The organism is Massilia sp. Masssp94 (assembly GCF_059491305.1).
Genome location: NZ_CP168501.1, coordinates 1 through 19,254, shown reverse-complemented (window position 1 = coordinate 19,254; position 19,254 = coordinate 1). Strand labels below are relative to the sequence as shown.

Genomic DNA, 19,254 nt, shown 5'->3' with positions numbered 1-19,254 from the left:
ACGCATTAGGATCCGCTAACCTGCGCCCGTTGAGCAACCGAAGAAAGACATCATGAACACGATTCGTATCCCCGCGCTGCGCGCCGCCCTGGCCGCAGCGGGCTTCCTCACGGCCGGCGCCGCCTTCGCGCAGGCCGACCTGATCCTCACGAACGGCAAGATCGCCACGATGGCGAAAGAAGGCGAGTTCGTGCAGGCCATCGCCGTCAAGGACGGCAAGGTGCTCGCCACCGGCAGCAACGCGAAGGTGCTGAAACTGAAGCGGGCGAACACGCGGGTGATCGACGCGCACGGCCGCACCGTGATTCCCGGCCTGAACGACTCGCACCTGCACGTGATCCGCGAGGGCCTGAACTACAACATGGAGTTGCGCTGGGACGGCGTGACGTCGCTGAAACGCGCGCTGGCGATGCTGAAGGAGCAGGCCGCGCGCACGCCGGACGGCCAGTGGGTGAAGGTCGTGGGCGGCTGGAACGAATGGCAGTTCGAGGAAAAGCGCCTGCCCACGCTGGAAGAAATCAATGCCGCCGTGCCGGACAAGCCCGTGTTCATCCTGTACCTGTACGGCCTCGGTTTCCTCAACAAGAAGGGCATCGCGACGCTGGGCTACGACCGCAACACGCACTACAAGGACGGCGAGGTCGAACTGGACGCGAACGGCCAGCCGACCGGCAAGCTGATCGCCAAGCCCAACGCTCTGATCCTGTACTCGACCCTCGCGAAGACGAACAAGCTGGGCCACGACGACCAGGTCAACTCGACCCTGCAGTTCTACCGCGAACTGAACCGCCTGGGCGTGACGAGCGCCATCGACGCGGGCGGCGGCTTCCAGAACTACCCGGACGATTACGGCGTGTCGCTGGAACTCGCGAAGCAGGGCAAGCTGACGGTGCGCACGGCCTACTACCTGTTCGCGCAAAAGGCCGGCAAGGAACTGGAAGACTTCCAGCGCTGGCTGACGATGACGCATCCGAAGCAGAACGACCACATGCTGTACCCGAACGGCTTCTCGGCCGAAGGCGCGGGCGAAAACCTCGTCGCCAGCGCAGCCGACTTCGAGAACTTCCTGGAGCCCCGTCCGGACCTGCCGGCCTCGATGGAACACGATCTGGAACCCGTCGTGTCGCTGCTCGTGAAGAACCGCTGGCCGTTCCGCCTGCACGCGACGTATGGCGAGAGCATCGCGCGCGACCTGGACGTGATCGAGAAGGTCAATGCGCAGACGCCGTTGAACGGCCTGCGCTTCATCATCGACCACGGCGAGACCGTGACCGACGCCGACCTCGCGCGCATCAGGAAGCTGGGCGGCGGCATCGCCGTGCAGGACCGCATGCACTTCCAGGGCGAGTCGTACTGGAAGCGCTACGGCGAACAGACGCGCCAGATGCCGCCGATCCGCAAGATGCTCGCGCAGGGCATCCCCGTCGGCCTGGGCACGGACGGCACGCGCGTCTCCAGCTACAACCCGTGGCCGTCCGTGTACTGGGCCGTCACCGGCAAGACGGCCGGCGGCCTGCAGATCTGGCAGGATGGCGACCGCCTGACCCGCTTCGAAGCGCTGAAGCTGATCACGACGGGGTCCGCGTGGATGAGCGGTGAGGAGAAAGTGAAGGGCACCCTGAAACGCGGCCAGTACGCCGACTTCGTCGTGCTGCCGCAGGATTACTTCGCCATGGACGCGGAGGGCATCAAGCGGCTGGAGAGCGTGCTCACCGTCGTCAACGGCAAGGTGGTCTACGGCGCGGGCGACTATGCGCCGCTCGCACCGAAGGCGCTGCCGGTGTCGCCGGCGTGGAGTCCCGTCGCGACGTACGGCGGCTACCAGAACCGCTAGGCCTCGCCCGCCAGCGCGGCGCGGGCTGCTTCGACCGTCTCCGCGAGGAAGTCGGCGACGGCGCGCACCCGGCTCGACGCGGCGAGATCCGCATGCAGCACGAGCCAGACGCCGTCGCTGAACACATCACCCGGCGCCAGCACGCGGACGAGATCGGGATCCGTGACGAGGAAGTCCGGGATGACGGCGAGGCCAAGCCCCGCGCGCGCGGCCGCGATCTGCGCGCGCAAGGTCGACACGGCCAGCACCACGTGCGCCTCCGGTGCCCGCTTCGCGAGCCATTGCGCGGCCGGCAGGTGCGCGTGCGCTTCGTCCCACGTGATCATGGCGCGGCCCGCGAGCGGATCGCCGCCGGGTGCCGGATGCCGGGCGAGGTAGTCGCGGTGCCCGTACACGCCATACGACATCGCACCGAGCCGGCGCGCCTTCAGGTTGCCGTGGCTGGGGCGCACGAGACGCAGCGCGAGGTCGGCGTCGCGCCGGCCCAGTTCCACGGCGGCCGTCGTCGTGACGATCTCCAGGCGCAGTTGCGGATGGCGGGCGACGAAACGGGGCAGGGCGGGAATCACGAGGTCGGATGCGAGGTTGTCCGACGTGGCCAGGCGCACGAGGCCCGACACGCCGGGGCTCAGGCCGGACGCGCCCCGTTCGAAGGCGAGCATGTTGTCCTCGACGGCCTCCGCGCGCCCGAGCAGTTCGCGGCCTTCGTCCGTCAGGTGGTAGCCCGTCTGGTAGCGGGCGAACAGGCGCGTCGCGAGGCGCGCTTCCAGTTCGGCGATGCGCCGGCCGACGGTCGACTGGCTCACGCGCAGCACGTCCGCGGCGCGCGTCAGGCTGCCGCCGCGCGCCACTTCGAGAAAGTATTTAAGATCGTTCCAGTCCAATGGCGCGCTTTTCCTCTCATCTTCCATTTTTGGAAAATGATTATCCGATTATTGGTGTTTTCTTTGCAAGGTGCAACGACTACATTGTCACCAGGCCGCCGCGGGCGGCATTTTGCAAAAAAGGATGAAGAACATGCTGACGACTCGACAACTGGGATCCCAAGGACTGCAAGTCTCCGCCATCGGCCTGGGCTGCATGGGCATGAGCCACGCCTACGGCACGCCGGACGACGCGGAATCGATCGCGACGATCCACCGCGCCATCGACCTGGGCTGCACTTTCTTCGACACGGCGGAAGTGTACGGCCCGTTCACGAACGAGGAATTGCTGGGCCGCGCGCTGGAAGGCCGGCGCGACGAGGTGCAGATCGCGACCAAGTTCGGCTTCGTCATCGGCAAGGGCCATTTCGCCGGCGCCGACAGCCGCCCGGAACATATCCGCGAAGTCGTCGAGGCCTCGCTGAGGCGCCTGCGCACGGACCGCATCGACCTGCTGTACCAGCACCGCGTGGACCCGAACGTGCCGATCGAGGACGTGGCGGGCACCGTCAAGGACCTGATCCGCGAAGGTAAAGTGCTGCATTTCGGGCTGTCGGAAGCGGGCGTCGCCACGATCCGCCGCGCGCACGCCGTGCAGCCCGTGTCGGCGCTGCAGAGCGAGTACTCGATCTGGGAGCGCAACCTCGACGCCGACGTGCTGCCCGCGCTGCGCGAACTGGGCATCGGCCTCGTGCCGTTCAGCCCGCTCGGCCGCGGCTTCCTGACGGGCACGGCGAAGCGTGCCGAGGACTATCCGGCGGACGACTTCCGCGCCCAGAACGACCCGCGCCTGCAGGGCGGGAACTTCGACCGCAATCTCGCCATCGCCGGCCTGGTGAAGGAGATCGCGGCGCGGCATGGCGCACTGCCGGGGCAGGTTGCGCTGGCGTGGCTGCTGGCGCAGGGCGACGACATCGTGCCGATTCCGGGGACCAAGCGCCGTACCTATCTCGAACAGAATCTCGCGGCAGCCGTTCTCAAGCTGGATGACGAGGACCTGCGCCGGCTGGATGGGGCGCTTGAGCAGATCGGCGTCGCGGGGGCGCGGTACAACGAGAAGGCGATGGCGATGGTGGATCGTTGATGGGGGCGCGACTTACCTGACGGTGATCGGGGCCGTGACGGCGCGGCCTGGCGAGTCGAAGAAGGAGCCGCCGACGAACCCCGCGGGGGAACGCTCGACATGGTCTCTGGCTGTCGCGGCGGACAACGTGCTCGCGTCCGCGGCGGCGATGTCGACGCGCCACCAGCGGCCGGAACGATGATAGTGCGGCTCGTCGATGCGATACGTGAGCCAGATCGTACCGCACGCGTTGCAGGTGGAGAGCGAGACGTCGGCCCCGCGGCTGTCTTCGCCGAGTTCCACCGTCTCGTAATCGTTGAACCGGAACGGCGGTTGCCTGCAGGCGCATGCCTGACGGCCTCGAAACAACGGCACGCTGCGGCGCATGCTAGGCAGTCCCGGTCGCGTAGCGCAGGTTCTCGACCGGTACCCCGGCGCGCTGGCTTGCGTAGATGACCTTCGCGACGCCCGTGTAGTACTCGGGCTTCACCGGTTCGATCACGAGCGCCACGTTCGGGTTGTCCCGCAAGGCCGACCTGAGCGCGTCGACCAGTTCGGCATTCCCGGCCACCAGGCGTCCATCGATGCTGATCGTCTCGTCATCGGTCACGCGCACGTGCAGTGAGTCATCCATGGCGTTCCGCCCGATTCGCGCCGTCTGTCGGCTCCAGCCGGCAGTTGTCGAGCGCAGGATCGATGACGTCGACCGGCCCGAACCACTGGTAGACGCCCACGAAGCCGCCGGTGCGGAGAATCCAGGCTTTCTTCGTGCTGCGATCCATGACGATGGTGTGGTGGAAGCCATCCAGCACATTGACTGCGTCCGGCATGCGCACGCGGATGAAGGGGCCGCCGTGGGCCGTGTCGGGCGCGACGGATTCCGGCACCGCGGTGCTGAAACCCGAGAACGAGATGCCGTAGCGCTTCGCCAGCGAGTCGGACAGTGGGCAGGCAAGCGCCTGCGCCGAAGAGAGGCCGATGGCGGTGGCCAGCACCAGGTTTTTCATCGAGATTTCCAGTCGTGTGTTCATGTCGTTTTGAAGCGGATGCGGCGTAACGATAGCATCTCGGCCGCGCCACAGGCTCACACATTTTCACGAACACGCGTATGCGTCTTGGATGGGCGCGCACGCTTGCGCCGGGTTGTGGACATGAGTGCAAGTACTCAATAGTATCGCTACCGCTTCAGCCTGCCCGTACAGGGTCTCCTCAACTCAACGTCACCGTCCATCCGATGAAAAAACTGTTTTGTTCCCTGTTCCTGTCGGCCTGCGGCCTTGCCGCCATGCCGGCGTTCGCAAGCCCTGTCCTCATCGATTTTGAACATGTCCCCGGCGCGGACGGCGTGCTTGGCACCGCCGACGATGTGCCGACTGCCTCCACCTTCCTGCAACCCCTGGACCAGCTGTACGCCCCGCTCGGGCTGGGTTTTACCCAGGGGACGCTGCTGCAGGCCGACTTTTATGACGGGAATCCATCCAATCACTTCATCAGCTCGACCTACCCGATTGCGCTGCTGAGCAAGCCCGTGACTGCCATCGGCATCGACAGTTTTTCGTCGTGGGACGTGAACCTCGTCGCCTACGACAAGAATGGCCAGACCATCGCCAGCGCATTGCTGGCCAACCCGAGCCCGGGCGGGAGCAGCCTGCGCGGACATGTGGCGCTGACCAGTGCGCAAGACATTTATGGATTCGCGATCTACGCGGACGATCCCAGCCACATCCTCAATCTCGACAACCTGGAACTGACCTTCGCCGATCCGGCGGCCGCCGTTCCGGAGCCGTCGAGCCTCGCGCTGATCGGACTCGGCGTGTCGCTGGCGGGGCTGATGCGGCGTGCGAAGACGCAGGGTAAAGGGGGCGGGACAGCCTGAACCGGGGTGCGGCCCGGCGTGCCGGAAAGTGCCGGGCTGGCGTCGCTCAACGCGCGCTCATTGTCTCTCGACGCGAATGATATCGTCGTATTGTCCGAATTCGGGCCGCATGTCGTAAAGCGGCGCTGGATCGCACGACGACGCTGCGGTTTCCGCGCGATGCGGGCAGAAATATTCGCGCCGGATCCGCATCGTGCCGCTTCGATCGAATATGTACGTCACGCCACCCGTCACGCTGTCGGTGTCGGCCTCGAATTTCCGGTGAACCGCCATCGTCATGAACAGCTTCCCTGCCTCGACTTCCTTGAATGCATACGTCAGCGATTCGCGCAGCAGGCTGTCGAGGAAACCGACGACCAGGACGTTGGCGGCAACGTCCACGAAACAATACGGCCGTTCCGCACTGCCAACGAGTGCCGTATAGGGTTGCCGATGCAGATGCGCCGCCTCGGCCTTCCCGGCAGGCCAAAGCTCGGTCGGTTTTTTCTTCGCACGGGACCAGCTTTTGCAGTAATGGATGGGGCGTTTCACAGCGAGATTCTTGTCTCGAGAAACGCCAGGTATCTGGCGTCGTCTTCCATGAAGAGATCGATCCCCCCACCCATGTACGCGCGCGTCAGTTCATCGGCTGCCTTGTCGAAGAGACGCTGTTCGAAGTAGAGCTGCCCAAGACGCAAGTGAATGTAGGGGTTGCCGAGCCCTTTCGGACATTGGACCGCGTTATGAAAACACTTGAATGCCTTGTCGAAGCGCTGCGCGTGGAAGTGCACGTCGCCATGTATTTCAGTTTGGCGTCGTCGACGCTGCCTGCCGACGCCAGCGCATCGCCTTCCTTGCACAGCGCGGCGATCCGCTCATGCACCGTGGCGGTCCGCCTCTTCCAGAAAAATGCCGACCCAGGCATCCAGCACGCCCCAGAAATCGACCGGCTCGGGATTCTCGGGATCTTCGTGCCACCAGATGACTCCCGTCGCTTCACCGTTGCCCACGCAATTCAGGCACAGGTAATCGCCGGCGCCGTTGTGAAACACGGCGACGGCTCGCGAGATATCGATGGGTAGCCGGCGTGCGGTGTCGTCGTCGATGTCGAACTTGTCGTCGGACAGGAATGCCCAATCCTCGACCGGCAGCGGTCCCATCGAATTCGCCGGCAGGAAGGTCCAGCCATCGTGCAACTGCGTATAAAAATCGCGGAATTTGGCGGGCACCCAGTCCCAGATCGGGCGCAGGCGTTCCGGCACGTCGGCGATCGGCGCGCGGCCGCGGAAAAAGTTCAGGTCCTTGCCGCCGACGGTGTAGAGATACAGCAGCGACAAGGTGTCGTCCTGCTCGCGCATCACGTACAGGTGCTTCAGCATCGTCCGCAGGAAATCCTGGACGCTGGGCCACTCCGCGGCGAAGTCGCTCCATTCCGTGAGCAGCGCGAGCCTGCGGCCGTGTTCCTGCTCGTCGAGGAAGCGCAGCCACTGCACGGGCACGGCCGGATCCGCTTCCGCTTCGGCCGGCGAGGCCATCAATGCGGCCGGCTGCACGAACTGCTGCAATTCATTCAGTACCGCGTTCTTGTCGGGTGTTGTTGTCATCGCTTCGTCTTTCAGTGATTGCCGGTGCACGCTAGCCGCCGCCCAGGAGATTATAAATCTGCTGTTGCAACTCGGCCGCCATGTCGACCTCTTTCTGCATCATCTCCTGCCGGAAGGCCGGGTCCACGGCGATGCCGCCTTTCTTGTATTCGGTCCACTCGGCGAACGATTTCGCGCCCTTCGACGTATTCGCCGTTTCGCTCAGGCCGATGAAGTTGCGCGGATTGTTCAGCACGGCGAGCTGATCTTCCTGCGACAGCCGGGCGAATCCCTCCATTTCCGTGATCTGCTTCATCGACACGATATGGTCCGCGTGCAGCGGCTTCGTCACGGTCAGGCCCGGTAGTGCCCGGTCGGGCATCGGCAAGGTCACGCCTTCGTTGACCTGTTTTTGAATGGCGGAACTCGGCGTCTTGGCGCGCAGGCGCGCATACGTCGATGCCGAGACGCGTGCCGGCGGTTCCACCGGCGGCGTGGCCGGCGGCTCGGCAGCCGTCGCAGGCGGACGCAGCGAGACGCGGACGTTCCCGCCGTTCATGCCCAGCGTGCCCGGTTCGACCGACACCTGGACCCGCTGCGCGAACTCCCACGCCCCCGGCGCGGCCTTCGCACCGAGATACCCGCCCAGGAAGCTCCCCGCGATCGCGGACCATTTCTGGCCGTCGCTGCCTTCGCCGAACATCTTGCCGCCCACCCAGCCGCAGCCGATCCCGCCGGCGAACGCGCCCACCAGGCCGCCCACGGCGATCACGGGCCCGGCGAGGACGATCGCCGAGCCGACGCCGACGACCAGCAGCGACGCATGCACCCAGCCCGGCACGAGGTTTTCCGGATTGATCGTGTCGGTCTGCGCCGTGCCGCCGCCGATGTAGACGTTGCCCGACCCCTTCGTGATGACGGCGCTGCATCCCGTCTTGTCGTCCACGCGCGCGGCGGGCATGCCGTTGATGTAGACCTGGCCGCTGCCCGTCGCGATCGGTATCGGGCCGGGGTGCTTGGAGCACAGGACCTGGTCGACGTGCGCGCGGGCCGCGGCCAGGCCGTTGACGAACACGTTGGACGAGCCGGTCATCGCGATGGCGCCCGTAACTTCCTTGCCGGCAAAGCTCATCGTGCTCATCGCTTCGCCCAGGCCCGCGCCCATCGCCGCGCCCGCGCCGACGACGGCGACTGCGGCGAGGCCGCCCGTGCCCACGATCGCCACGCCGGCCACCGCGATGGCCGCGCCGATGAGCAGGCCTTTCAGGAGCCAGCTCATGGTCGGGCTGTGCCCGATCGGATCTCCCAGCCGTGCCGCCGCCGGCATCTAGCGCTCCGCGACCCGATCGTTCGCGACCCGATCGAGATGCGCGCGCACCTCCGTCAGGCTGTAGAACGGCACGGACGACGAACTGGCCTGGATGTACTGGGCCAGGTGCAGCCGCTCGGCCAGTGCCGGTCCCGGTGGTTCCGCCGTGCGTTCGAGCGTGACCGTGCCCGACGGCCGCAGCAGCGACAGGCCGGCGTTCGTCCGGGAGACGTTCGCCTGCAGGCGCGTGCCCTCGGCGTCATAGAATTCCCAGTGGTCCTGGTTGACGTCGCGCGCCGACAGTTTGCTGCCCGCCTCGTGCCTGTCCGCGAACACGTGCAGGGTCTTGCGCGGTTCGGACAATGCGAAGATCGTCGGCAGGGCAGGGGATGGCGCCGCGGGCGGCCCATCCTGAACCTTCGGCAGCGGGCGGCGCAGCCTGATGCTGTCCACGATTGCGTCGAACGCGGCGTTCCACTCGTCGCTGAACTCGCGCAGGCACGTCGCCGCCATCAGCATGGCCTCGATCGTGCCCGGCTTGCTGCCCTGGACCAGCGTGATGACCTGGCGCTGGTGCATATAACCCGCTTCGTTGCGCCAGCTGTAGGCCAGTTCCAGCGCCGGCGCGCCGTCCACAAGGCGTTCCGTCATCGCCTTCAGCTGGAAGCGTGGCAAGGCGCGCGTCAGTTCCTTCGTCAGGCGCTCGCCGAACTGGTCCAGTTGTTCCTCGGGCTTGACGTCCGCGTGCGAGACGACGACGTTGAATTCGCTCGGACCATCGTCGCGCAAGGTGAACATGTGCATCGTCTTGTCCTTCAACTGCGCGGGCAGTTCGAAGGTGGCGTGGTTGGCGTGGTACATGGCGCGCTCGCTCATTGGCTCATTTATTTATTCAGGTCGATCCGGCTGCCCATCACGCTGACGTTCACGCCCTGGATCAGGATCGTGCCGTCGGCCTGCAGCACGATCTTGCTGCTGCCGACTTCCAGCGTGATGTCGGTGTTGGCCTTCAGGTGGATGTGCTCCGTCTGCGACGTCAGCTCGATGTTCTGCTTCGCGGTCTGGTGCAGGTGGGCCGTCTGCGCCACCAGTTCGATATTGGTCTTGGCCGTCGCGTGGATGTAGTCGTCCTCGGCGGTCAGCTCGATGTTGGTCTTCGCCGTGTCGTGGATGTGGCCCGTCTGCGCCGTCGTCACGATGTACTGCTTGACCGTGTTGGTCTGGTAGCCCGTGCTGACCGTGTTGGTCTGGTGCGGCCCGTTGACGACGGTGGCCTGCGTGTTCTGCACGGTCGTGACCATATCCTTCTGCGAGTGGATATTGATCAGTTCCTTGCCCTTGCTGTCATGGATCACCATCTCGCAAAAGCCGCCGCCGCCCGGCGTGGAGCGGCTCTTGAAACCCATCATGTGGGCGCCGTCCGGCAGGCCGTACGGGACCGGCTGGTCCGCATTGAACAGCCGTCCCGTGCAGACGGGGCGGTCGGGGTCGCCCTCGAGGTAGTCGATGATGACTTCCTGCCCGATGCGCGGCACGGAAATCGTGCCCCAGCCACGGCCGGCCCACGGCTGCGAGACGCGGATCCAGCACGAGCTGCGTTCGTCCCGGCGGCCGTAGCGGTCCCAGTGGAACTGCACCTTGATGCGGCCGTACTGGTCCGTGTGGATCTCCGTGCCCTTGGGGCCGACGACCGTCGCCGTCTGCGGCCCGGGCATGCGCGGCGGCGGGTGCGCGCGGCGCGGGCGGTAGGGGATCTTGCGGCGGATCGCGGTGAACGTGTTGCGGTAGACGTCGCTCTGGCCCCGCTCGAAATAATTGTTGCGGGCGCTGACCTGCACCGACAGCACGAGGAAATCGTTGTCGCCCTCGGTGGCCGGATCGAACCAGTGGTGGCCCTGCAGCCTGAACGTGCGGCCGGCGACGAGGCCGCGGCAGTCGGAAGCGCCCGTGAAGACCTTGGCCTGCCACTCCAGCACTTCCAGGCGCTGGCGCGCTTCGCGCTGGCCGTCGTCCTTGTCCTTGTACGAGAACGCGGGGTTGCCGTCGTAGATTTCCATGGCCGGCATGTCGCCCTGCTGCGTCACGGTGGGCAGCTCCACGTACTGCATCGCATTGGGCGCCTTGAAGTCGAACGTGTTCAGGGCCACCTTGGTCGGCTGCAGGTTGCGCTCGGCCGCGAACGCCGTCACGCTGTCGCGGTCGTGCCAGCGGTTGCCGCCGTTGAATTCGACCTCGGCGTGATCCGGCTGCGGCGGGCAGAACGCGCCCGAGCGCGAATCGTCGCTGATCACCATCACGTGGCCGTTCGGCTTGTGGTCGAAATAGTAGAACAGCCCGTACTTCTCCATCAGGCGGCAGACGAAGTGCTCGTCCGTCTCGTCGTACTGCACGATGTAGTTTTCGGGGCGGTAGGTCTGGCTGACGCGGAATTCGTACGCGGCGAGGCCGTTGTAGTCGCCCTTGAAGATCGTGTCGAGGACCTCGAGCACGCTCTGGTCCTGGAAGATGCGCGAGTTGACGCGCTGCTTCAGGTAGCTGAGCCAGGGCACGATCTGCGCGTGATAGAACGCGAAGCCGCCGTCCGCATGGCTGAAGCCGAACGAGTGCACGTAGCCGTTGATGAAGTGTTCGCTGCCGTCCGCGAGCTGCACGCCCACGCTGACGTTCTTGCCCATCAGGTCTTTCAGGTCGATGGCGGCGTTTTCCGAGATCAGGCTGAGGTTGAACACGAACTGGTCGGACATGGCCGACGAGCCGCTCAGCGATTCGATCAGCAGGGTCTTGTCGCCCTGCAGCGGCGAATAGAAGCGCAGCAGGCGCTTGCCGTCGTTGAACTTCGCCAGCAGGGATGCCACGGCCGATGCGGCGTCGTCCTGTCCGGCGGGATCGACATTGGGCGGCACGTAGTGCGGCTCGTTGCCGGCGAAATCGCTCACGGCCTGGCCCGCCAGGGGATGTTCTTCGATGGCGAGGTTTTCCGCGACCGCCGCGCCTTGCGCCAGCACCGCGGGCTGGTCCGCGCCTGGTCCCGCATGGTCGGCCAGCGCGCCGGCATGCTGCGCCAGCGAGTGCGCCTGCGACGCGACCTGGAGTGCCTGCGCGAGTTGCGGACTCGCGTGCCCGGCCAGGCCGGCGACGCCCGACGCCAGGGCCGCGCTCCCCGAGCCGGCTTTCAGCAGCGCCGCGGTGTCGAGGGCAGTGCCGGCAACGCCGAGCGCCTTTATCCGGTTATCGAGCGAATCTGATGACATATCGCAGCTCCTGCATCGAATGTGTCCTCCGCACGGGGGATTGTTAGATTTATGTTAAATCATGTATATACTATCAGAAATTTCCTGTTCGTTAAATCGGCCATTGGCGCCGTTCACAATTGTTTTCCTACGAGCACCATGTCTGACTTTTCGAGCAACTGGACCGATCTGACGCGCGCCCTCGACACCATGCAGCGCCACTATGCCCAGGCCGGCGCGCAGGCCCGGCTCGACATCGCGCGGCGCGTACAGCGCTGGTCGAACGAGGCGAGCGCGACGCTCGGTCGCATCGCCGATGCGGGCGCCGACATGGGCGGCGTGCGCAACGCATTGGCCGTCAAGCAGGCGCTCGACGCATCCCGGCCGCGCTTCGCGGAACTGCTCAGGCAGCAGTTCGCCGACCTGAACTTCGCGGTGATCGTCGACGTGTTGTACGAGGTCATGAAGCAGATGGCGCTGTACCTGGGCGGCGGCGCCGTGCTCGGTGCGGCGGCGGGCGGGGCGCTGGGGTCGCTGGCCTTCGGCGTGGGCGCCATCCCGGGCGCGGCGGTGGGCGCGCAGGCGGGCGTCGCGATCGGCGGCGAGATCCTCGTCTGGATGGGTCTCGGGATGCTGGTCATGGACATGAGCAGCACGGTGCCGGACCTGTGCCGGCATGCCGCCCACGGTTTCGCGACCGCCTGGCACGCCGGCGACCTGCCGGCGGACGCGACCGCCCGGCGCACGACGATGCTGCGCGAGGCGACGGAATCGTTCGCGCAAGGGCAGATGCTGCTCGTGAAGGCAATCCTGACGGCGCTGGTGCTGTACCTGTCGCGCGGCCAGGTGCAAAGTTCGCTCCTCGTGCGCAACCTGTCGCAGAGCCGGCTGGGGCCGAAGTTCGCGGAATGGGTCGGCCAGAACCGCGACAAGCTGATGGCGCATCCGAACCTGCAGCCCAGGCTCGCGTCGGCACAGGGACAGGCCGAAGCCGGCGCGGGCAAGGGCGTCGCGAGGGAACCGGTGGAGGCGCAGAAACCGGCCGAGAAGCCATCGGAGGTCAAGCGCGGCATCGCCACCAGCAAGCCGCCGTGCAACCTCGTCGGCCAGCCCGTCAACCCGATCACGGGCGACAAGATCCTCCTCGGCGACCTGGACCTCGACTTCGCGTTACCCGCGCCGCTGCCGCTGGTCTGGCAGCGCACCTACAGCTCGGCGCTGCACCGCGCCGGCTGGCTGGGCCAGGGCTGGGCGCTGCCCATCAGCGACAGCCTGCAACTCAGCGCCGACGAGGTCGTCGTGCTGGACGCGTTCGACCGCGGCATCACGTTCTCGCTGCCGCGGGTCGGTGACGCGATCCATTCGCCGTCCGAACAGATCACGCTGGCGCGCACGGGAGATACGACGTTCGAGCTGGTCGACAACAATGGCCTGCGCACGCAATTCGCCGTGCTGTACGGCGACGGTATCGCCCGGCTGACGGGCTGGCAGGACGCCAACGACAACCACATCCGCGTCACGTACGACGCCCGCCGCCTGCCCGCACGCATCGACGACAGCGCGGGGCACAGCCTGGCCCTCGAGTTCGGACGCGTCGCGGGCGGCATGCGCCTGCTGGGCGTGACGCTGATGCCCGCGGAACCGGAAGGCAGCGCGCATACGCTGGTGTCCTACGAGTATGACGGCGCGGGCGACCTGCGGCGCGTGCGCAACCGCGCGGGCGATGCCGTGCGCGAGTTCGGCTACCGCAACCATGTGATGGTGGAACACGGCCAGCCGGACGGCCTCGTGTCGCGCTATGAGTACGACGTCGAAGGGCCGGATGGGAAGGTATTGCGCAACTGGACCAACACGGGGCAGTGGTGGGCATTCCGCTATCTCGACAAGGAAACGGTCGTCACCGACCAGCTGGGCCGCGTGCAGCACTACAGGTTCGACGCGCGCGGGCGCCTGGTCGCGCAGGTGGATGCGGCGGGCGGCGTCACGACACGTCGTCTGGACGAGAACGACAACCTGCTCGAACTGACCGACCCGGCCGGCCGCACGGTGCGCTACCGCTATGACGAGCGCAGCCGCATCGTCCGTGTCGAGCGGGGCGGGCGGGGCACGGGCATCGTCTACGACGCGCGCTTCGACAAGCCGGCCCTCATCACCGACGCCCTCGGCGCGACGACCGTGCTGCGCTACGACGCGCAGGGCAACCTGACGAGCGTGACGAACGCGCTGGGCCAGCGTACGGCGTACCAGTACGACGACCGCGGCCTGCCGGTGAAAGTCATCGACGCGCGCGGCGGCGTCAAGGCGCTCGCGTACAACCGCGCCGGGCAGCTGATCCGCTACACGGACTGCTCGGGCAGCACGAGCAGTTTCGATTACGACGACCAGGGGCGCCTCGTGCGCGCGCTCGACCCGAACGGCAACGCGAGCACCTACGCTTACGACGCGCTCGGCCGCCTGTACGCCGTGACGCATGCCGACGGGACCACCGAGCGCTACGAATACGACCGGCTGGGCCGCCTCGTCGCCCACGTCGACGCCGCGGGCCACCGCACCGCCTACGAACTCGATCGCGACGGCAAGCCGCTGAAACGCGTTGACGCGCGCGGCGGCGTGCTGGAATACCGCTACGACACGGCGCGCCGGATCGCGGAACTGATCAACGAGAACGGCGACGTGCACCGCTTCGTCTACGACGCGCTGGACCGCCTCGCCGAAGAAACGAGCTTCGATGCGCGCGTGACGCGCTACCGCTACGACGACAGCGGCCTCGTCGTCGGCAAGGACGAACTGGGCTGCGCGCCGCGCACGGAACTGACGCCCATCGCGACGACGTATGTGCGCGATGCGCTGGGCCAGCTGACGGAAAAAGTGATCTCGCGCGTGACGGGTGCGGCGCAGGCGCAGCAGATGCGGCTGCGCTTCGCCTACGACGCGCTGGGGCGCATGACGCATGCGATCAATGCGGATGCCGTTGTCAGCATGGCGTATGACGCTATCGGTCAGCTGGTGATGGAGCAGACGGATGCCTCGGGTACGTCGACCATGGTGCGTCATGAGTACGACGAGCTGGGCAACCGGGTGCGGACGACGCTGCCGGATGGCCGCATCCTGAACAACCTGTACTACGGCTCGGGTCACCTGCACCAGGTGAACCTGGACGGCGAGGTCATCACCGATATCGAGCGCGACCGGGCGCACCGCATGGTGGCCCGCACGCAGGGGGCGCTCGTCAGCCAGTTCCGGTACGACCCGGTGGGGCGCCTGTTGTCGCAGACGGCGGGCGAGGGGGCATCGACCATCATCACGCGCAAGTACGAGTACGACGAGGTGGGCAATCTTGTGTCGATCGATGATCAACGCAACGGTGTGACGCGCTACAGCTACGATCCGATCGGGCGCATTTTGTCGGCCGTGCAGCCGCAGTCGAGCGAGCGTTTTGCGTTCGATCCGGCGCATAATCTGATCGATGCGACGGTGGCGCCGGTCGGCCGCGTCGAGGGCAATCGCATTCGCGTGTACGAGGACAAGCGTTACGACTACGATGCGCATGGCAATGTCGTCGAGAAGCTGGTCGGCAAGCATACGCGGATGCGGTTCGAGTGGAATCCGGCGCATCAGCTGGTGCGCAGCGTCGTTTCACGTGGGCCTTCGGATGTGGCGCAGACTGTCAGCTATGCCTATGATCCGTTCGGGCGCCGGATTGCGAAGCGGGATGCGTTTGGCGTCACGCGGTTCGTGTGGGATGGGAACCGGTTGCTGTGCGAGCAGCGGGGGAGTCATTCGAGGACGTACGTGTATGGCGAGGATGCGTTCGTGCCGCTGGCGCGGGTGGATGCCGTCGCAGATTCGGGTGGCGCGGCGCGGGCTGAGGTGCGGCATCTGCATACGGATCATCTCGGGACGCCGCGGGAGATGACCGATGCGGGTGGGCGGGTCGTGTGGGCTGCGCGGTATCGTGCGTGGGGTAATGTGCTCGAGGTTGCGCAGCGGGATTCGCCGGAGGTGGTTTCGCCTGATGAGATCGGGGAAGTGCAGCCTGTTCGGTTCCAGGGGCAGTATTACGATAACGAGAGCGGATTGCATTACAACCGGTTCCGTTACTATGATCCGGATATTGGGCGGTTTGTTTCAGTTGATCCGATCGGTCTGTTGGGTGGGGCGAACACATTTACGTATGTTTGGAACCCGGTAACCTGGATTGATCCGTTTGGTCTGAGCCCGTGTCGGGCCGGTCAGGGAACGCCAAGTGAAAAAGGTGCCACGCGGACCGACACTTTGCCTAGGCAACCGAATACAACACGCTCGGGAGTAACTCGAACAAATGCTGCTGATTGGCGTGCTCTTCGTGATCACTGGGATAGCATTGGATATGGCGAAATACTTAGCGGAGATAATTTATCAGCAATCGCTAAGGGTAGGACTCCTAAAGTAGATGAGGCATGGGTTATGTTTTTTCCGGAAGATGTCGGTTTAATGGGCGAAAAAATTTCGATGCATCATATCGCTAGTACTCCGGTGACAATTCCGTTGCCAGCAACTCGTCATTTGAACGCTCATCTTCCTGGAGGGTTCCGTTATAACGTCGGCGGCCCCGGATCAGCCCTGCCTTTTTATCCACCTAAATTGACTGAGCCTTGATAAATATTATGCAAATCCAGTTCGTTGAATCGCACCCAAAGCAGAAATTACTTTTTTTTCTGGCCCAAGACGTGGACGATGAAGCTCGGAAATTGGTAAGGGATGCAATTGAAAAAATGTCGTCATTGAGAACTTGGGTTATCCGTGCCCCTGAGTTTGTCGATACTGTGGAAAGCACGGGGACGCGTCCAGGTGACGCTCTAGTTGAAACAGTGGGGGGGGTGCATGAGATTTATTCGGCGTCGCCCTCTAATCATCTGCCCCGCGAAATCGATGCGCTTCTTCTTGAAGAGGTTGAATATATTGTCGATTCCGTCCAGCGCTTATCGCAAGAGCATGGACTTGAATTCGAGTTTGAATTGGACGGGCAATATGTGGGCACTATCGATAACGGGGTCATTGATGCCATTCTGGCTAAAGGATTGATTGAAGAATGGCGAAATCACATCAATGCGGCAAATTAAAACCTTTACGTTAATGTGAGCACTTGGCGGGTCAAGCTGCGGTGTTAATTTGGCCGAACCAGGACAAATGGTCGAAACCGGGTCATTCGCCATATTGAACCCAATATTGCGACAACGAACTGGCTTGCATTACAACCTGTTCCGCTACTATGATCCAGATATTGGGTGGGTTGTTTCCATTGATCTGATCGGTCTATTGGGCGGAGTTAATACCTTCGCCTATACTTCCAATCCAATAAGCTGGGTCGATCCGCTAGGCTTAACGCCATGCAGATTTTCTGAAAATGGCGGGAATCCTGGCAGGGTTTATTGGCCAAATCAGACTGAATTTGAAGGAATTACGGCCTATCCCAGAAATGATACTTTTGATCAAAATTTAGTCACGTCGTGGTGCGCAAGCGGGAAAGTTATTTCCGGAACGAATATTGAGAGGATGGCGACAGGTCGCGAGCCGATTGGCACGGATGGGAAGCCCATACACCTTCACCACATGCTCCAATCAAATGACAGCGCGATAGCTGAGTTGACGCAGACATTCCATTAGAAAATAGTGAAATAATTCACATTAATCCCAACGTTATCCCTTCGGGGATTGATCGGTCCGCATTTGATGCATGGAAGGCTCGCTATTGGGCGAACCGTGCGACTAACGATGGGGCGCAATAAATTATGAATCCACCTTTAACGGCGACGGAGATTAAAAAATTGATCGCGGCCCATCAGTCGATCATTGATTTTGGATCATCGTCCGATGCGGTAGACGATGAATGGCTGGTAAATGCAGAAAACGCGCTAAATCGAAAGTTGTCAGAATCATATAGGTGGTTTCTCAAGCAATATGCAGGCGGCGAAATTGGAGGGGAAGAGATTTACAGTATTTATGGAGTTCCTTTTGAGTCGGCGAATGGGGGGCATAGTTTTTCAACATCTAATGAATCGTAAAGCTGGGCTGCTGGACGATTCAAAACTTGTTGTTAGTGAGACTGATCTTGGTGAAGTTTTTTTCTTCGACTATAGAAATTTCAAAAACGGCGAATGTCCGATATATCTAAGGCTCCCGTCGGGCGAGGATATGCCGTACGCTGAGAATTTTTATGAATTTCTTGGGAAACGAATTGAGGCTCATGTCTCATGATGCCTTAATTCAGCGGTGTGGGTTTCGCAAGATATTTAGCCGTCAATTTTTCGCGAGAATTCTTCTCAAACAAATAGATTAGTTGACGCGCTCGTCGACGCGGTAGCGTCAGCCGTGGTGCGGCTGCGGTTGTATCGGGCAGATAATTCGCTTGCGCTGCGTGTTCACGTGCAGACGACGCTGCCGGATGGCCGCATCCTGAACAACCTGTACTACGGCTCGGGTCACCTGCACCAGGTGAACCTGGACGGCGAGGTCATCACCGATATTGAGCGCGACCGGGCGCACCGCATGGTGGCCCGCACGCAGGGGGCGCTCGTCAGCCAGTTCCGGTACGACCCGGTGGGGCGCCTGTTGTCGCAGACGGCGGGCGAGGGGGCATCGACCATCATCACGCGCAAGTACGAGTACGACGAGGTGGGCAATCTCGTGTCGATCGACGATCAGCGCAACGGTGTGACGCGCTACAGCTACGATCCGATCGGGCGCATTTTGTCGGCCGTGCAGCCGCAGTCGAGCGAGCGGTTTGCGTTCGATCCGGCGCATAACCTGCTCGATGCCACCGTGGCGCCGGTCGGCCGCGTCGAAGGTAACCGTATTCGCGTGTACGAGGACAAGCGTTACGACTACGATGGGCATGGCAATGTCGTCGAGAAGCTGGTCGGCAAGCATACGCGGATGCGATTCGAGTGGAATCCTGGGCATCAGCTGGTGCGTAGCGTGGTGGCGCGCGGGCCGACCGATAGCGCGCAGACTGTCAGCTATGCCTACGATCCGTTCGGACGCCGGATTTCCAAGCGTGATGCGTTTGGTGTGACCCGCTTTGTCTGGGATGGCAACCGGTTGCTGTGCGAGGAGCGCGGGAGTCATGCGCGGACGTATGTGTATGGCGAGGATGCGTTTGTGCCGTTGGCGGGGCTGGATTCAGTGGCAGGTGCGGATGGCGCCGAGCCGGCCGAGATGCGGCATTTGCATACGGACCATTTGGGGACGCCGCGGGAGTTGACCGATGCGGATGGGCGCGTTGTGTGGGCTGCGCGGTATCGAGCTTGGGGGAATGTGCTCGAGGTTGTGCGGGAGGAGGTGCCGGTCGTCGTATTGCCCGATGAGATCGGGGAGGTGCAGCCTGTTCGGTTTCAAGGGCAGTATCACGATAACGAAAGCGGATTGCATTACAACCGGTTCCGTTACTATGATCCGGATATTGGGCGGTTTGTTTC

The 19,254-nt window shown here is 63.7% G+C and carries 18 protein-coding genes and 1 pseudogene; 9 read left to right on the top strand and 10 right to left on the bottom strand.

Going from position 1 to position 19,254, the window contains the following annotated elements:
- Positions 1 to 52 precede the first annotated feature (52 nt).
- A complete protein-coding gene (locus ACEN9G_RS00095; RefSeq protein ID WP_413341522.1) occupies positions 53 to 1,834 on the top strand; it encodes an amidohydrolase in 1,782 nt (593 codons plus the stop codon).
- Here the strand turns inward: ACEN9G_RS00095 and ACEN9G_RS00090 are convergent.
- Positions 1,831 to 2,718 carry a LysR family transcriptional regulator gene (locus tag ACEN9G_RS00090; RefSeq protein ID WP_483127526.1) on the bottom strand — a complete coding sequence of 296 codons (888 nt, stop codon included), beginning with the start codon at positions 2,716 to 2,718 and terminating at the stop codon, positions 1,831 to 1,833. The two genes, ACEN9G_RS00095 and ACEN9G_RS00090, sit on opposite strands and share 4 nt — an antisense overlap.
- A 133-nt stretch (positions 2,719 to 2,851) precedes the next feature.
- Between ACEN9G_RS00090 and ACEN9G_RS00085 the strand changes: the two genes are divergently transcribed.
- A complete protein-coding gene (locus ACEN9G_RS00085) occupies positions 2,852 to 3,841 on the top strand; it encodes an aldo/keto reductase (RefSeq protein WP_413343421.1) in 990 nt (329 codons plus the stop codon).
- A gap of 12 nt (positions 3,842 to 3,853) precedes the next feature.
- Here ACEN9G_RS00085 and ACEN9G_RS00080 read toward each other — a convergent pair whose 3' ends face one another.
- From ACEN9G_RS00080 to ACEN9G_RS00070, 3 genes are read right to left on the bottom strand one after another with little or no spacing between them, the layout of a single operon-like run.
- Positions 3,854 to 4,207: a hypothetical protein gene (locus tag ACEN9G_RS00080; RefSeq protein WP_413343422.1), complete on the bottom strand. Its 354-nt coding sequence runs from the start codon at positions 4,205 to 4,207 to the stop codon at positions 3,854 to 3,856.
- A gap of 1 nt (position 4,208) precedes the next feature.
- Positions 4,209 to 4,454, bottom strand: a complete 246-nt coding sequence (locus ACEN9G_RS00075; RefSeq protein ID WP_413343424.1) for a hypothetical protein — start codon at positions 4,452 to 4,454, stop codon at positions 4,209 to 4,211.
- Entirely contained in the window at positions 4,447 to 4,851 is a 405-nt protein-coding gene (locus ACEN9G_RS00070; RefSeq protein ID WP_413343426.1) for a hypothetical protein, read from the bottom strand. The genes ACEN9G_RS00075 and ACEN9G_RS00070 overlap by 8 nt, the downstream gene beginning before the upstream one ends.
- A gap of 314 nt (positions 4,852 to 5,165) precedes the next feature.
- On the opposite strand from ACEN9G_RS00070, the gene ACEN9G_RS00065 reads away from it, so the two are divergent.
- Positions 5,166 to 5,696: a PEP-CTERM sorting domain-containing protein gene (locus ACEN9G_RS00065; RefSeq protein WP_483127524.1), complete on the top strand. Its 531-nt coding sequence runs from the start codon at positions 5,166 to 5,168 to the stop codon at positions 5,694 to 5,696.
- Between the two features lie 57 nt (positions 5,697 to 5,753).
- Here the strand turns inward: ACEN9G_RS00065 and ACEN9G_RS00060 are convergent, their stop codons facing one another.
- The 6 genes from ACEN9G_RS00060 to ACEN9G_RS00035 form a co-directional block, all read right to left on the bottom strand.
- Positions 5,754 to 6,227, bottom strand: coding sequence for a hypothetical protein (locus ACEN9G_RS00060; protein ID WP_413343428.1), 474 nt, complete (start codon positions 6,225 to 6,227; stop codon positions 5,754 to 5,756).
- Positions 6,224 to 6,466, bottom strand: a complete 243-nt coding sequence (locus tag ACEN9G_RS00055; RefSeq protein WP_413343430.1) for a hypothetical protein — start codon at positions 6,464 to 6,466, stop codon at positions 6,224 to 6,226. Before ACEN9G_RS00055 ends, ACEN9G_RS00060 begins: the two co-directional genes overlap by 4 nt.
- Positions 6,467 to 6,550: 84 nt before the next feature.
- Positions 6,551 to 7,279, bottom strand: a complete 729-nt coding sequence (locus ACEN9G_RS00050; protein WP_413343432.1) for an SMI1/KNR4 family protein — start codon at positions 7,277 to 7,279, stop codon at positions 6,551 to 6,553.
- 31 nt (positions 7,280 to 7,310) lie between these two features.
- The gene (locus tag ACEN9G_RS00045; protein ID WP_495605506.1) at positions 7,311 to 8,585 is read right to left on the bottom strand and encodes a PAAR domain-containing protein; all 1,275 of its coding nucleotides are present in this window, start codon (positions 8,583 to 8,585) and stop codon (positions 7,311 to 7,313) included.
- On the bottom strand, positions 8,586 to 9,443 hold the full coding sequence (locus tag ACEN9G_RS00040; protein ID WP_413344577.1) for a DcrB-related protein: 858 nt from the start codon (positions 9,441 to 9,443) through the stop codon (positions 8,586 to 8,588).
- 8 nt (positions 9,444 to 9,451) lie between these two features.
- Entirely contained in the window at positions 9,452 to 11,818 is a 2,367-nt protein-coding gene (locus ACEN9G_RS00035) for a type VI secretion system Vgr family protein (protein ID WP_483127522.1), read from the bottom strand.
- Between the two features lie 138 nt (positions 11,819 to 11,956).
- Here ACEN9G_RS00035 and ACEN9G_RS00030 point away from each other — a divergent pair, with 138 nt between their 5' ends.
- The 6 genes and pseudogenes from ACEN9G_RS00030 to ACEN9G_RS00005 all read left to right on the top strand — a co-directional run.
- Entirely contained in the window at positions 11,957 to 16,435 is a 4,479-nt protein-coding gene (locus ACEN9G_RS00030; protein ID WP_483127521.1) for a DUF6861 domain-containing protein, read from the top strand.
- Between the two features lie 8 nt (positions 16,436 to 16,443).
- Positions 16,444 to 16,899, top strand: coding sequence for a hypothetical protein (locus ACEN9G_RS00025; RefSeq protein WP_413342481.1), 456 nt, complete (start codon positions 16,444 to 16,446; stop codon positions 16,897 to 16,899).
- 124 nt (positions 16,900 to 17,023) lie between these two features.
- Positions 17,024 to 17,443 carry an RHS repeat-associated core domain-containing protein gene (locus tag ACEN9G_RS00020; protein WP_413342483.1) on the top strand — a complete coding sequence of 140 codons (420 nt, stop codon included), beginning with the start codon at positions 17,024 to 17,026 and terminating at the stop codon, positions 17,441 to 17,443.
- On the top strand, positions 17,434 to 17,565 hold the full coding sequence (locus ACEN9G_RS00015; protein ID WP_483127756.1) for an HNH/ENDO VII family nuclease: 132 nt from the start codon (positions 17,434 to 17,436) through the stop codon (positions 17,563 to 17,565). The genes ACEN9G_RS00020 and ACEN9G_RS00015 overlap by 10 nt, the downstream gene beginning before the upstream one ends.
- Positions 17,566 to 17,568: 3 nt before the next feature.
- The gene (locus tag ACEN9G_RS00010) at positions 17,569 to 17,841 is read left to right on the top strand and encodes an SMI1/KNR4 family protein (protein ID WP_413342484.1); all 273 of its coding nucleotides are present in this window, start codon (positions 17,569 to 17,571) and stop codon (positions 17,839 to 17,841) included.
- 484 nt (positions 17,842 to 18,325) lie between these two features.
- Positions 18,326 to 19,252, top strand: a pseudogene (locus tag ACEN9G_RS00005) (RHS repeat domain-containing protein); the annotation flags it as partial.
- Between the last annotated feature and the right edge of the window lie 2 nt (positions 19,253 to 19,254).